Raw genomic sequence first — 16,322 nt, forward strand, 5'->3', positions numbered from 1 at the left:
ATGTCCCTGAACGATCTCGATTCCCGCAAGTCCCGCCTGTCCGATGCGCAGCGCGCCGCACTGGCCCTGAGGCTTCGGGGTGCATCCGGCGCACCCGCTGCATCCGACGCAGGTGGCGCAGGTGGCGCAGGTGGCCTGCCGGACGGCGACACCCGCAACACGGCCCACACCATCACCCGCTGCGACCGCACGCTGGCCATTGCCCTGTCCCCCGCGCAGCGCAGCCTCTGGCTCACCTGGCGGCTGGAGCCCGCCAGCCCCGCCTACAACATGGTGGGATCGCTGTCGCTCAAGGGGCCGCTGGATGCGCTGGCGCTGGAGCAGGCGCTGCAGGCCCTGGCCGAGCGCCACGAGATCCTGCGCACCTGCTATCCGGCCGGCGAGGACGGCGAGCCCCGGCAGTCCATCCAGCCCGCCGCGCCCGTGCCCCTGCGCCACGTCGATCTGGGCGCATGGACGGACGGCGATCCGCAGGCCGAGGCCCAGCGCCAGGTACTGCTGCTGGCCCGCCAGCCCTTTGCGCTGGATACGGAAACGCCATTGCGCGCCGTCCTGTGCCGGCTGGGCGCGCAGGAGCATGTGCTGGGCCTGTCGCTGCACCACATTGCTGGCGATGGCTGGTCCAACGGCATCGTGGTCGAGGAACTGTTCCACCTGTACGAGGCCCTGCGCACGCAGCAGCCATCGCGCCTGCCGGCCATGGCCCTGCAGTTCGCCGACTACGCCGTCTGGCAGCGCCGCTGGTTCGATGCCGGTGAGCGCGAGCGGCAGCTGGTCTACTGGCGCGCCCGGCTGGGCACCGAGCACGAGGCCTTGGCCCTGCCGATGAAGCAGGCCAGGGCGGCCGTGCAGGAGGCACAGGAGCAGCGCCTGGAGTTCACGCTGCCCGCCGCGCTGGCCACCCGCGTGCGCGCCCTGGGCCGCGCGCATGGCGCCTCGCTGTTCATGGTGATGCTGGCCCTGCTCAAGCTGGTGCTGTACCGCTTCAGCGGAACGCGCGAGCTGCGCGTGGGTACGCCCGTGGCCAACCGCCAGAAGGCCGAGACGCATGGGCTGATCGGCTACTTCCTGAACCTGCTGGTGCTGCGCACGCACATCGATCCCGCGCAGGACTTCGGCGCGCTGCTGGCGCAGGTGCGCGAGGCGGTGCTGGGCGCGCAGGCCCACCAGGACCTGCCGTTCCACCTGCTGGTCGAGGCGCTGCAGCCGGCCCGCCAGCCGGGCGTTCACCCGCTGTTCCAGGTCAAGTGCACCCAGCAGGAGGATGCCTCGGCCGCGCGCCACATCGCCGGCCTGGAGATCGCCATGCAGGCCGTCTCCAGCGGCCAGGCGCATTTCGACCTCAGCCTGGACTTCACCGACCGGCAGGACGGCATCGACTGCGTGCTGATCTACGCCGATGAACTGTTCGACCAAGCCGTGGTGCGCGACATGGCCGCCGCGTTCCAGGACCTTGCGCGGCAGGTCAGCGGCGCAATCAGCGACAGGCAGCCCAGGCTGGGCGAACTGTCACTGCCAGGCCGCGTGTCGGAGTCTGCAGGCCCGGTGCAGGCCTTTGGCGCCGACAGCGTGCTGCAGCTGTGGTCGCGCGCCGTGCAGGCCCAGCCCGATGGCACGGCGGTCAGGGACGCGGGCTCGGCCCTGGACTATTCACAGCTGGACCGGCAGTCCGACCAGCTGGCCCGGGCCCTGGTGGCGCGCGGCGTGGGGGCCGATGTGCGCGTGGCCCTGCATGCCGAGCGCAGCTGCGCCTTTGTGCTGGGCCTGCTCGCCGTGCTCAAGGCCGGTGGCACCTATGTGCCCCTGGACCCCGGCCTGCCGGCGCAGCGGCTGGCCTGGCAGCTGCGCGACAGCGGCGCGGTGCTGATGCTCTGCCAGCAGGCGCCCGCCTGGGACGCGGGCGTTCCCGTGTTGAGCCTGGACCCGAATGCCTGCCAGGACCCGTGCATTGCGGGGCAGGCGCCGCCGGCTGCGCCGCCGCATTCCGCACAGGGCGCCTATGTGATCTACACCTCGGGCTCGACCGGGCAGCCCAAGGGCGTGGTCGTCAGCCACGGGGCGCTGGCCCACTATGTGCAGGCCGTGCTGCAGCGGCTGGACCTGCCCGATGCGGCGCGCAGCATGGCCATGGTCTCGACCGTGGCTGCGGACCTGGGGCACACCGTGCTGTTCGGCGCGCTGTGCTCGGGGCGCGCGCTGCATCTGATGGCGCCCGAACTGGCCTTCGACCCCGACGGCTTCGCGCGCTACATGGCAGAGCACCGCGTGGACGTGCTCAAGATCGTGCCCAGCCATCTGCAGGGGCTGCTGAATGCCGGCATGCCCGCTGACGTGCTGCCTGCCAGCCGCCTGGTGCTGGGCGGCGAGGCCACGCGCTGGCCGCTGATCGACCGCATTGCCGCGCTCAGGCCCGGCTGCCGCGTGCTCAACCATTACGGCCCCACCGAAACCACGGTGGGCATCCTCACCCAGGAGGCGGACGAGGCGCTGCGCGGCGGCGAAAGCCTGCCCGTGGGCAGGCCGCTGGCCAATAGCCGCGCCCTGGTGCTGGATGCCGACCTGCAGCCCGTGCCTCGGGGCGCCAGCGGCGAGCTGTACCTGGGCGGGCCGGGCCTGGCGCGCGGCTACCAGGCCCGGCCCGGGCAGACGGCAGAGCGCTTCGTGGCCAGCCCGTTCCAGCCGGGCGAGCGCCTGTACCGCACGGGCGACCGCGTGACCATGCTGGCCGATGGCGGCCTGCAGTTCCTGGGCCGCATGGACGACCAGGTGAAGGTGCGCGGCTACCGCGTGGAGCTGCGCGAGGTGGCGCTGGCGCTGCAGGCCGTGCCCGGCGTGGCCCAGGCCGAAGTCGTGGCGCGGCTGGACGGGGAGGGCGGTGGGGACGGGCGCATGCAGCTGCATGCCTATGCCGTGCCCCAGGCCGGCGTGCCCGCCGACAGGCAGGGGTGGGCCGCCGCGCTGGCGCAGGCGCTGCCCGAATACATGGTGCCCGCCAGCATCACCGTGCTGGAAGGCATGCCCCTGACGGCCAACGGCAAGATCGACCGCAAGGCCCTGCCCGTGCCGGAGCAGGCGGCCGCCGATCTGTTCGAGGCGCCCCAAGGCGAGGCCGAGCAGGCGCTGGCCGCCGTCTGGGCCGACCTCTTCGGCCTGGAGCGCGCGGGCCGGCATGACGACTTCTTCGCGCTGGGCGGGGACTCCATCCTCGCGCTCAAGCTGGTGGCGCGCGCCCGCAAGCGCGGCGTCAAGCTCACGCCCAAGCAGCTGTTCACGGGCAAGACGCCGGCGGGTGTGGCACGGCTGGTGGAGGGGCCGGTCGCTGGCGCCGAGCAGACCGAAGGCGCGGCGCCCCTGCCCAGGGCCGACCGCAGTGGCCCGCTGCCGTTGTCCTTTGCGCAAATGCGCCAGTGGTTCCTGTGGCAGCTGGAGCCGGCCGGTACGGCCTATCACATCAGCGGCGCGCTGCGTCTGCTGGGCACGCTCGATGTGCTGGCGCTGCAGCAAAGCTTCGACGCGCTGGTGGCGCGCCACGAGTCGCTGCGCACGGTGTTCCGCATGGGCGGGGACGGGCAGGTGGTGCAGGTGATCGCCGCACAGGGTGGTGTGCGGGTCGAGCAAAAGGATCTGTCCGAACTCCCCGCTGCGCAGCGCCAGGAACAACTGCACCAGGCGGCGGCTGCCGTGCACCGCCAGCCCTTCGACCTGCAGGCCGGGCCGCTGCTGCGCGTGGGCCTGATCCGGGAGTCGGCCGAGGCGCATCTGCTGGTCGTGGCCATGCACCACATCGTCTCCGACGGCTGGTCCATGCAGATCATCGTGGATGAATTCGTGCAGCAGTACCGCGCACGGTGCCAGGGACAGGTGCCGCAGGCCGCACCCCTGCCGCTGCAGTACGCCGACTACGCGGCCTGGCAGCGCCAGTGGCTGGAGGCCGGCGAGCGGCAGCGGCAACTGGCCTACTGGCGCGCCCAGCTGGGCGACACGCACCCCGTGCTGCAACTGCCCACCGACTACCCGCGCCGGCCCGGCGCGGACCATGTGGCCGCCAGCCATGGCCTGCAGCTGCCGGCCGAACTGGTCGGCAGCCTGCGCCGCCGCGCCCAGGCGCAGGACGCAACGCTGTTCGTGCTGCTGCTGGCGGGCCTGCAGGCCGTGCTGCACCGCTACACGGGCCAGGAAGACATTCGCGTGGGCGTGCCCATTGCCAACCGCCACCGGGTGGAAACGCAGGGCACGGTGGGCTTTTTCGTGAACACCCAGGTTCTGCGCGCCACGCTGGACGGGCGCATGGGCCTGGCGCAACTGCTGGACCAGGCCCGGCAGGCCGCCCAGGGCGCGCAGGCCCACCAGGACCTGCCCTTCGAGCAACTGGTCGAGGCGCTGCAGCCCGAACGCAACGCCGGCACCCAGCCGCTGTTCCAGGTGCTGTTCAACCACCAGCGCCAGGACCGCAGCGCGCTGCAGCAACTGCCTGGGCTGGAGCTGCAGGAATATGCGCTGCAGGGCCAGGGCGCCCAGTTCGAGCTGACCGTGGACACCACCGAGGATGCGCAGGGCCGCCTGCACCTGCGCCTGACCTATGCCCGCGAATTGTTCGAGGCCACCACCATCGGCGCACTGGCCGGCCACTATGTGGCCATGCTGCAGGCGCTGGCCGATGATCCGGCCCGCAAGGTGGGCGAGGTCGCCTTGCTGGGCGCGGCCGAACTGCACAGGCAGCAGGCATGGGGCCGCGCCGCTGCCCTTCCTGCCTGCCGGCCGGCCGCAGCGCAGACGCTGCACGGCCGCTTCGCCAGCCAGGCATTGGCGCGGGCCGGGGCGCAGGCGCTGTCCTTCGAGCACCACGTTCTCGGCTACGCCGAACTCGACGCCCGGGCCAACCGCCTGGCCCACCGCCTGATCGCCCTGGGCGTGCGTCCGGAGACGCGCGTGGGCATTGCCATGCAGCGCTCGGTGGAGATGGTGGTGGGACTGCTGGCTACCCTCAAGGCTGGTGGCGCCTATGTGCCGCTGGACCCGGACTATCCTGCCGACCGGCTGGCGCACATGGTGGCCGACAGCGGGATCTCTCTGGTGCTGACGCAGGCTGCGGTGCGCAAGCGCATTCCCGGCGCTGCTGCGCTGCAGGTACTGGAGATCGACATGCTGGACCTGTCGGGCGAACCCGATACCGATCCGCAGGTCGATGTGAACCCGGACAGCCTGGCCTATGTGATCTACACCTCGGGCTCGACAGGCAAACCCAAGGGCGCGCAACTGAGCCACCGCAATGTGGCACGGCTGCTGGATGCCACCGATGCCTGGTTCGGCTTCGGCCCGGACGATGTCTGGACCCTGTTCCACTCCTACGCCTTCGACTTCTCGGTCTGGGAGATCTTCGGCGCGCTGTGCACGGGGGGCAGGCTGGTGGTGGTGCCGTACTGGGTCAGCCGCTCGCCCCAGGACTTCCTGGCTTTGCTGCGTGCGGAGCGCGTAACGGTTCTCAATCAAACGCCTTCGGCCTTCGGGCAGCTGGTGCATGCGGTGGAGCAGGAAGATGGGAACGAGCAGGGCGGCGCTGGCCTGGCGCTGCGCCAGGTGATCTTCGGCGGCGAGGCGCTGGAGCCCGAGAGCCTGCGGCCCTGGTTCGAGCGCTTTGGCGAGCAGGCCCCGCAGCTCATCAACATGTACGGCATCACCGAGACCACGGTGCATGTGACGTACCGGCAGATCACCAAGGCGGATCTGGAGGGTGGTCGCAGCCCTGTTGGCGTGGCGATTCCAGACCTGGGCCTGTATGTGCTCGATGGCAGCCTGAACCTGCTGCCGCAGGGCGTGGCCGGGGAGCTGTACGTGGCGGGCGAGGGCTTGGCACGCGGCTATCTCAACAGGCAAGGACTGACGGCAGAGCGCTTCGTTGCCAACCCGTTCAGCGAGACGGGCGAGCGCCTGTACCGCACGGGCGATCTGGTGCGCTGGAACGCTCAGGGCGAACTCGAATACCTGGGCCGTGCCGACCAGCAGGTCAAGATCCGGGGCTTCCGCATCGAGCTGGGCGAGGTGCAGTCGCAACTGCTGGCCCAGCCCGAGGTGCGTGAGGCGGTGGTGCTGGCCAAGGAGGGGGCGGGCGGCGCCAGACTGATCGCCTATGTGTCGCTGAATGCAGAAATCACAGAGGGTCTGCTCAAGGACCGGCTGGGCGAGGTACTGCCCGACTACATGGTGCCCTCGGCCATCGTCGTGCTCGATGCCCTGCCTTTGACAGCCAACGGCAAGGTGGACCGCAAGGCCTTGCCCGAGCTGGAGATGGCGAGTGCGCAGGAATACGAGGCACCGCAAGGTGAACTCGAAGAAACGCTGGCGAAGATCTGGGCCGAGGTGCTGGGCCTGGAGCGCGTGGGCCGGCAGGACGGCTTCTTCGAGCTGGGCGGGCATTCGCTGCTGGCCCTGGGCCTGCTGGAGCGCGTGCGCGCCCAGGGCCTGCGCGTGCAGGTGCGCACGCTGTTCCAGCATCCGAGGCTGGCGGAGTTTGCGCAGGCGGTACTGGAGGAACAGCAGGAGCAGCAGGGTGAGCAGGTGGCCGGCGAGATCGATGTGCCACCCAACGGCATCCCCGAAGGCTGCACGGCGATCACGCCGGACATGCTGACCCTGGTGGCGCTGGATGAAGATGAGATTGCACGCATTGCCGCTGCGGTGCCCGGTGGCGCAGCCAATATCCAGGACATCTACCCGCTGGCGCCGCTGCAGGAGGGGATTCTGTTCCACCACCTGCTGCAGTCCGGGGGCGATGTGTTCGTCTCGCCCAACCTGCTGAGCTTCGGGGCGCGCGAGCAGCTGCAATCCTTCGTGCACAGCCTCAACCAGGTGATTGCGCGCCATGACATCCTGCGCACGGCCGTGCTCTGGGAGGGGCTGTCCGAGCCCGTGCAGGTGGTGCTGCGCCAGGCACCGCTGCAGCTGCAGTGGCCTGATGCGGATGAGGCACATGAGGCACTGGTGCCGCAGATGCTGGAGCAACTGCGCAGCCACGACCTGCGCCTGGACGTGCGGCAGGCGCCGATGATAGGGGCGCGGGCCGCGCACGATGCCGGGCAAGGCCGCTGGCTGCTGCAACTGCTGAGTCACCACCTCGTGATGGACCGCATCACGCTGGACCTGCTGCTGCAGGAAGTGCTGCGGCTTCAGCAGGGCCGCGTGGCCGAGCTGCCGGTGCCCGTGCCCTTCCGGCGCTTTGTGGCGCAGGCGCGCCAGGGTGTGGCGGCCGAGGCGCACGAGCGGTTCTTCCGCCGCATGCTGGCCGATGTGCAGGAGCCCACGGCCGCCTTCGGCCTGCTGGACGTGCAAGGCGATGGCCGTGGCATGGAGGAGGCCCGCCTGCGGTTGGACGCCCCACTGGCCCAGGGCATGCGCGGCCAGGCGCGTGCGCACGGGGTCAGCCCCGCCGCGCTCTGCCACCTGGCCTGGGCGCTGGTGCTGGCCCGCACCAGCGGCAGGCAGGAGCCGGTCTTCGGCACCGTGCTGATGGGCCGCATGGACGGCGGCGCCGGTGCGCAGCAGGCGCTGGGCATGTTCATCAACACCTTGCCGCTGCGCCTGCCGCTGGGCGAAGGCAGCGTGCTCCAGGGCCTGCGCAGCACGGCGGCGGCGCTTGCGGCGCTGCTGCAGCACGAGCATGCCAGCCTGTCGCTGGCCCAGCGCTGCAGCGGCCTGCCTGCGGGAACGCCGCTGTTCAGCGCATTGCTGAACTACCGGCATGGCGCGGCAGAGGGTGCTGCGCAAGAGCTGGCCCGGGCCGGCGTGCAGGTGCTGGGCCGCCCCGAGCGCAGCAACTATCCCGTGAGCATGGCCGTGGATGACGACGGCCAGGGCTTTGTGCTCGTCGCCCAGGTGGTGCGCAGCGTAGGGGCCGGGCGCGTCTGCGCCTACATGCAGCAGGCCCTGCAGGCGCTGGTGCAGGCGCTGCAGCAGCAGCCCGGCCGTGACCTGCGCACGCTGGACGTGGTGCCCCCGGCCGAGCGCCAGGCGCTGCTGGCGCAGGCCGGCAACCCCCGGTCCTGGCCGCAGGCCTTGCCGGTGCACCGCATGTTCGAGGCGCAGGCAAGGCAGCGGCCCCAGGCCCCGGCCCTGGCCGCGGACGGGCAGGTGTTCAGCTACGGCGATCTGGACCGGCGGGCCAGCCGCCTGGCGCAGGCCCTGATCGCCCAGGGGCTGCGGCCCGGGCAGCGCGTGGGCCTGGTGGCCGAGCGCGGGGCCGCCATGGTGGCCGGCCTGCTGGCCATCCTCAAGGCGGGCGCTGCCTACGTGCCCGTCGATCCGGCGCTGCCCGATGAGCGCATGCAGTACATGCTGCAGGACAGCGGGGCCTGCCTGGTGCTGGCCTCGGGCCTGGCGCCGGGCCGGCTGGCCGTGCTCGCCGCCAGCGTGCCGAAGGTGCTGGAGCTGGAGGCGCTGGAGGTACCGGAGGCAGTGGAGGCAAGGGAGCCAGGGCCGCAGGCAGGCACGGAACGCGCGCCCCGCGTCGAGGTGCATGGCGACCAGGCCGCCTATGTGATCTACACCTCGGGCTCCACCGGCCGGCCCAAGGGCGTGGTGGTGCGGCATGCGGCCTTCTCCAACTTCCTGCAGTCCATGGCGGCACAGCCGGGCCTGCAGGCGCAGGACGTGGTGCTGGCCACGACCTCCGTGTCCTTCGACATTGCGGGCCTGGAGATCTTCCTGCCCCTGGCCGTGGGCGCGCAGCTGGTGGTGGCCGGGCGCGAACAGGTGCGCGACGCGGCCGCGCTGGCGGCGCTGCTGGAGCGCAGCCGCGCCAGCGTGATGCAGGCCACGCCCTCGGGCTGGCGCCTGCTGCTGGCCGGTGGCTGGAAGGCGGCACGGCCGCTGAAGGCGCTGTGCGGCGGCGAGGCGCTTGCGCCGGACCTGATCGCCCTGCTGCGCGCGGCGGGCGTGGACCTCTGGAACCTCTACGGCCCGACCGAGACCACGATCTGGTCCAGCCTGCAGCAGGTGCAGGGCGATGCCGCCACGCTGGGCCAGGCCATCGCGGCCACCCGGCTGCTGGTGCTTGACGAAGGGCTGCGCTGCGTACCGCAAGGCGTGGCCGGGGAGCTGTTCATTGGCGGCCAGGGCCTGGCGCGCGGCTACTGGCAGCGGCCGGGCCTGAGCGCAGAGCGTTTTGTGGCCGACCCTTTCGCGGGACCGGGCGCGGCTGGCGAACGCCTGTACCGCACGGGCGATCTGGTGCGCCGCAATGCCGATGGCGCGCTCGAATACCTGGGCCGGCTGGACCACCAGGTCAAGATCCGCGGCCACCGCATCGAGTTGGGCGAGGTGGAGGCCGCACTGCTGGCCCAGCCCGAGGTGCGCGAGGCCGTGGTCACGGCAGCGGGGTCCGGCGGTGATACGCGCCTTGTGGCGCATGTATCTCTACATGCATCGCTGCATGCGTCGCTATATGCACCGCTGCATGCATCACTGCATGCAGGCCCTCCCCTGGACGCTGCGGCACTGCGCGCAAGACTGGCCAGCGGCCTGCCCGACTACATGCTGCCGTCCGCCATCGTGGTGCTGGACACGCTGCCGCTGAACAACAGCGGCAAGGTGGACCGTGCCGCGCTGCCTGCGGCGCAGGCGCCGGCCGGGCAGTCCTACGAGGCGCCTTCGGGGCAGGCCGAGGAAATGCTGGCCGGGCTCTGGTCCGAGCTGCTGGGCGGTGGCCGCGTGGACCGCCGCGACAGCTTCTTCGAGCGCGGCGGGCACTCGCTCAAGGTGGTGCAACTGCTGGCGCGGCTGCAGGGGGCAGGCGCTGCGGGGCTGACCGCCCAGGACGTTTTCCGCACCCCGGTGCTGCAGGACATGGCAGGCCTGGTGCGCCTGCCGGCCCATGGCAGCGCGGGTGCTGCGGGTGCAACAGGCACGACAGGCGCGGATGCGCAGGCGCTCGATGCGCTGGATTCCTTTCTCGAAACTCTGGGAGATATCTGATGGACCGTGGCCGCCTGCGCCAAATCGCCGAGCGCTTTGCAAGCCTGAGCCCTGCCCAGCGCACGCTGGCATTGCAAAAGATCCGGGCCGAGGGACTGGATCTCTCGCATTTCCCCATCCCGGTGCGCGCACCATCGCCCGACCAGACCGAAGCCCTGTCCCATGCGCAGCTGCGCCAGTGGTTCCTGTGGAAGCTGGACCCGCAAAGCTCGGCCTACCACATCGCCCAGGCCTCGTGGATGCATGGCGAGCTGGATCTGGCGGCCTTGCGGCAGGCGTTCGGCGTGCTGCTGGAGCGCCACGGCGGACTGCGCACGGTGTTCGAGGAAAGCCCCGACGGCCTGGCGCGGCAGCGCATCGTGCCGCAGCTGGCCCTGGAGCTGCCGCTGATCGACCTCAGCTCCCTGCCTGCAGCACAGCGGCGCGAACGGGCCCTGGCCGAAGCCGAGCGCCTGTGCCTCACGCCCTTTGACCTGACGCGCGGCCCGCTGCTGCGCGTGGCCGCCGTCCGCCTGGACAGCCGCCAGCACCTGCTGGTGGTGGTGATGCACCACATCATCTCCGACGGCCGCTCCATGCAGATCCTGCTGGAGGAATTCGCCGGCCTGTACGCGGCACTGGTGCAGCAGCGCCCGACCCGCCTGCCGCCGCTGCCCATTGCCTACACCGACTACGCCGCCTGGCAGCGCGACTGGCTGGAGGCCGGGGAAAGGCAGCGCCTGCTGGACTACTGGCTGCCCGAGCTGGCCGGTGGTCAGGACCTGCATCTGGAGCTGCCCGCCGACCATGCCCGCGCGCCGGGCGCCGAGACCCGCTGGCATGCCGCCTGGCACCGGCTGGAGCTGCCCACCAGCCTGGTGGCCGGACTGGAGCAGCGCGCCCGCGAGCAGGGCACCTCCCTCTTCGTGGCGCTGCTGGCCGGTTTCCAGGCCCTGCTGCACCGCTATACCGCCGAGACCGATATCCGCGTGGGCGTGCCCGTGGCCAACCGCAACCAGCCCGAGGCCCAGCCGCTGGTCGGCTTCTTCGTCAACACGCTGGTGATGCGTGGCCGGCTCGATCCCCGCATGCGCCTGCAGGAGCTGCTGGCCCAACTGGCCGAGCGGGTCCGCCTGGGCCTGGCCCACCAGGACCTGCCCTACGAGCAACTGGTCGAGGCACTGCAGCCGCGCCGCAGCCTGGACGGCAGCTCGCTGTTCCAGGTGATGCTGAACTACCAGCACGAAGAGGCGGCCGGCCTGGCGGGCCTGGAGATCCAGAAGCTGGAGCTGGACGGCCTGGCCGCCCAGTTCGAGCTGACCCTGCACGCCAGCCGCCGCGCCGACGGCAGCCTGCAGCTGGGCTTTGCCTATGCGCGCGAGCGCTTCGAGCCGGCCACGGTGCAGCGCATGGGCGCGCATCTGTCGCTGCTGCTGCAGGCGCTGGCGCATGCGCCGCAGTGCGCGCTGGACCAGGTGCAACTGCTGCCCGGCGATGAGCAGGCGCAGCTTCTGGACCGCAGTGCGCGCCGCAGTACACGCAATGGACCTGCGCTCAACCCTGCGCAGCCCGCCTGCCTGCACCAGCGCTTTGCCACAAGCGCGCAGCAACGGCCGGATGCGGTGGCGTTGACCTGCGAGTCCGCACGACTGACCTACGCCGAACTCGACGCCCAGGCCAACCGCCTGGCCCGCCGTCTGATCGCCCTGGGCGTGCGCCCGGAGACGCGCGTGGGCATTGCCATGCAGCGCTCGGTGGAGATGGTGGTCGGCCTGCTGGCCATCCTCAAGGCCGGTGGCGCCTATGTGCCGCTGGACCCGGATTACCCTGCCGACCGGCTGGCGCACATGGTGGCCGACAGCGGGATCTCTCTGGTGCTGACGCAGGCTGCGGTGCGTGAGCGCCTCCCGGGCGCTGCTGCGCTGCAGGTGCTGGAGATCGACATGCTGGACCTGTCGGGCGAACCCGATACCGATCCGCAGGTTGAAGTCTCGGCAGACAGCCTGGCCTATGTGATCTACACCTCGGGCTCCACGGGCCGCCCCAAGGGCGCACAACTGAGCCACCGCAACGTGGCGCGGCTGCTGGATGCCACCGATGCCTGGTTCGGCTTCGGGCCTGACGATGTCTGGACCCTGTTCCACTCCTACGCCTTCGACTTCTCGGTCTGGGAGATCTTTGGTGCGCTGTGCACTGGGGGCAGGCTGGTGGTGGTGCCGTACTGGGTCAGCCGTTCGCCCCAGGACTTCCTGGCTTTGCTGCGTGCGGAGCGCGTAACGGTTCTCAATCAAACACCCTCGGCCTTCGGGCAGCTGGTGCATGCGGTGGAGCAGGAAGATGGGAACGAGCAGGGCGGCGCTGGCCTGGCGCTGCGCCAGGTGATCTTCGGCGGCGAGGCGCTGGAGCCCGAGAGCCTGCGGCCCTGGTTCGAGCGCTTTGGCGAGCAGGCCCCGCAGCTCATCAACATGTACGGCATCACCGAGACCACGGTGCATGTGACGTACCGGGAGATCATCCAGAAGGATCTGGACGGCGGACGCAGCCCCGTGGGCGTGGCGATTCCGGACCTGGGCCTGTACGTGCTCGACGGCAGCCTGAACCTGCTGCCGCAGGGTGTGGCGGGAGAGTTGTATGTGGCGGGCGAGGGCTTGGCACGCGGCTATCTCAACAGGCAAGGGCTGACGGCAGAGCGCTTCATTGCCAACCCGTTCAGCGAGACGGGCGAACGCCTGTACCGCACGGGCGACCTGGTGCGCTGGAGTGCGCAGGGCGAACTCGAATACCTGGGCCGTGCCGACCAGCAGGTCAAGATCCGGGGCTTCCGCATCGAGCTGGGCGAGGTGCAGTCGCAGCTGCTGGCCCAGCCCGAGGTGCGCGAGGCGGTGGTGCTGGCCAAGGATGGTGCAAGGCTGATCGCCTATGTCTCCCTGCGTGACGCGGTGGAGGAAAGCCAGCTCAAGCAGCGCCTGGGCCAGGCGCTGCCCGACTACATGGTGCCCTCGGCCATCGTCGTGCTCGATGCCCTGCCTTTGACGGCCAACGGCAAGGTGGACCGCAAGGCGCTGCCCGAGCCGGAGATGGCGAGTGCGCAGCAATACGAGGCACCGCAAGGTGAACTCGAAGAAACGCTGGCGAAGATCTGGGCCGAGGTGCTGGGCGTGGAGCGCGTGGGCCGACAGGACGGCTTCTTCGAGCTGGGCGGGCATTCGCTGCTGGCCCTGGGCCTGCTGGAGCGCGTGCGCGCCCAGGGCCTGCGCGTGCAGGTGCGCACGCTGTTCCAGCACCCGAGGCTGGCGGAGTTTGCGCAGGCGGTACTGGAGGAACAGCAGGAGCAGCAGGGTGAGCAAGGGGAGGAGGTGGCCGGCGAGATCGACGTGCCACCCAACGGCATCCCCGAAGGCTGCACGGCGATCACGCCGGACATGCTGACCCTGGTGGCGCTGGATGAAGATGAGATTGCTCGCATTGCCGCGGCGGTGCCGGGAGGCGCGGCCAATATCCAGGACATCTACCCGCTGGCGCCGCTGCAGGAGGGAATTCTGTTCCACCACCTGCTGCAGTCCGAGGGCGATGCCTATGTCACCTCGCACACGCTGAGCTTCGACTCGCGCGAGCGGCTGCAGCGGTTTGCCGAGAGCTTTGACCAGGTGGTCGCGCGGCATGACATCCTGCGCACGGCCGTGTTCTGGGAGGGCCTGGCGACGCCCGTGCAGGTCGTCTGCCGGCAGGCCCGCCTGCCGCTGTCCTGGCTGGAGGAGGGCGGAACAGCGGCACCATCGCAGGACGCGCTGGCCCGGCTGGCCGCCTGCGCCCACGGCTACCGCATCGACCTGCGCAAGGCGCCGCTGATCCACCTGGTGGCCGCGCACGACGCGCCGGGCCAGCGCTGGCTGCTGCAGATCCTGGCCCACCACATGGTGGACGACAACACCACGCTCAAGCAGGTGATCGGTGAGATCGCGCTGATCCAGCAGGGCCGCTCCAGCGCGCTGCCCCGGCCGCTGCCGTTCCGCCAGTTCGTGGCCCAGGCGCGCTCGGGCGAGGGCATGGCCGGGCATGAGGCGTTTTTCCGCACCATGCTGGGCGATGTGCAGGAGCCCACGGCGCCCTTCGGGCTGCTGGATGTCCAGGGCGACGGAGCGCGCACGAACGAGGTGCGGCAGGTGCTTGACGGCGGCCTTGCCGCCCGGTTGCGGCAGCAGTCCCGGCGCCACGGCGTCAGCGCCGCCGCGCTGTTCCACCTGGCCTGGGCCCTGGTGCTGGCCAGGACCAGCGGCAGGGACGACGTGGTGTTCGGCACCGTGCTGTTTGGCCGCATGCAGGCGCAGCAGGGCGCGGCCCGCGCGCTGGGCATGTTCATCAATACGCTGCCGCTGCGCGTTCGCCTGGCCGGATGTGGCGTGGCCCAGGCCCTGCGCCAGACCCAGTCCGCGCTGACGGACCTGCTGCAGCACGAGCATGCCAGCCTGTCGATGGCCCAGTCCTGCAGCGGCCTGGCCGGCGGGGCGCCGCTGTTCACGGCCCTGCTCAACTACCGGCACACGGCGCTGCAGGACGCGGACGCCGGTGATGCCTGGAGCGGCGTGCAGATACTGCAAAGCCACGAGCGCACCAACTTCCCGTTCGGCCTGTCGGTCAACGACACGGGCGAGGGCTTCACGCTGATCGCGCATGTGATCGATGCGGTGAATGCCCACAGCATGTGCGGCTACATGCACCAGGCGCTGGACGGCCTGGCCGATGCCCTGGCGCGCGACCCCGGCCAGCCCGTGACCGCGATTGCGGTGCTGCCCGCGCATGAACGGGACAGGCTGCTGCAGTGGAGCCTCAATGGAAAGGCCCATCCCGAGGCCCTGCCCGTGCACCGGGAATTCGAGGCCCGCGTGCGGGAGCAGCCCGATGCCGTCTGCCTGGTCCATGGCGACGAGGCGCTGACCTCGGCCCGGCTCAACGCCCGTGCCAACCGGCTGGCCCACCGGTTGATGGCCCTGGGCGTGGGGCCGGACGTGCGCGTGGGCGTTGCGCTGGAGCGCTCGGTGGACATGGTGGCCGGGCTGCTGGCGGTGCTCAAGGCCGGCGGCGCCTACGTGCCGCTGGACATGGAGTACCCGGTGGACCGCCTGGCCTACATTGCCCAGGACAGCGGCATTGCCCTGCTGCTGACCGAGCGCAAGGCACGCGAGCGCCTGCCGTTCGCGCAGGCGCTGAACGTGGTCGAGCTCGACGATCTGGACCTGGACGCAGGGCCTGACCACAATCCCGGAGTGGCGGTCCATGGCGACCATCTGGCCTATGTGATCTACACCTCGGGCTCCACCGGCCGGCCCAAGGGGGCGGCCAACCGGCATGCCGCGCTGTCCAATTGCATGGCCTGGATGCAGGACCACTACCGGCTCACGCGGGCCGACGCGGTGCTGCACAAGGCGGCCTTCGGCTTCGATGTCTCGGCCTGGGAAATCTTCTGGCCGCTGACGGCGGGCGTGCGCCTGGTGGTGGCCCGGCCCGGCGACCACCGCGATCCCGAGCGCATCGTCGCGCTGATCCGCCGCCACCAGATCACCACGCTGAACTTCGTGCCGGCCATGCTGCAGGCGTTTCTGGCCCATGAGGGCATCGAGGAGGAGACCCGCCTGCGCTATGTGATCTGCGGCGGCGAGGCCATGCCGGCCGAGACACAGCGCGAAGCCCTGCGCCGCCTGCACGGCGTCAGCCTGCAAAACCTCTATGGCCCCACCGAGGCCGCCATCCACGTGACGCACTGGACCTGCCGCGACGATGGCCGCAGCCCGGTCCCCATCGGCCGCCCCGTCAGCGCGACCAAGGCCCTGGTGCTGGGCCAGGATCTGGGACTGGTTCCCGCAGGCGTGGCCGGCGAACTCTATCTGGGCGGGCAGGCGCTGGCGCAGGGCTACCTGGGCCGGCCCGGCCTGAGCGCCGAGCGCTTCGTCGCCGACCCGTTCGACCAGGGCGGCGGCCGCCTGTACCGCACGGGCGACCTGGTGCGCTGGAACGACGAAGGCCAGCTGGAGTACCTGGGGCGCCTGGACCACCAGGTGAAGATCCGGGGCTTTCGCATCGAGCTGGGCGAGATCGAGGCCCGGCTGCTGGCCCAGCCCCAGGTGCGGGAGTCCGTGGTTGTGGCCCGCAAGGGCCCGGCGGGCATGCACCTGGCGGCCTATGTCTCGGCGCATGAGGGGCATCAGGTCACGGCGACCGAACTGCGCGAGCGCCTGGCCCTTGAACTGCCGGACTACATGGTGCCGGCCGCCATCATGGTGCTGGACCGCCTTCCCCTGAATGCCAATGGCAAGGTGGACAGGGCCGCCTTGCCCGAGCCTGAACTGCTGGCCAGCCTGCACTACGAGGCGCCCGTGGGC

General features: G+C 70.8%; 2 protein-coding genes (1 of these 2 only partly in view). Both read left to right on the forward strand.

The genetic code is table 11. The features are described from left to right. Entirely contained in the window at positions 1-9,966 is a 9,966-nt protein-coding gene (locus tag ACF8O7_RS26900; RefSeq protein ID WP_193616006.1) for a non-ribosomal peptide synthetase, read from the forward strand. After that, positions 9,966-16,322: the 5' portion of a non-ribosomal peptide synthase/polyketide synthase gene (locus tag ACF8O7_RS26905; protein WP_392444829.1), read on the forward strand. It continues 12,171 nt past the right edge of the window; the window shows 6,357 of its 18,528 coding nt (coding positions 1-6,357); it begins with the start codon at positions 9,966-9,968; its stop codon lies beyond the right edge, outside the window. Before ACF8O7_RS26900 ends, ACF8O7_RS26905 begins: the two co-directional genes overlap by 1 nt.

Origin of the sequence: Delftia sp. WSY_16 (genome assembly GCF_043104415.1) — a bacterium.
Lineage (GTDB): Bacteria > Pseudomonadota > Gammaproteobacteria > Burkholderiales > Burkholderiaceae_C > Comamonas > Comamonas tsuruhatensis.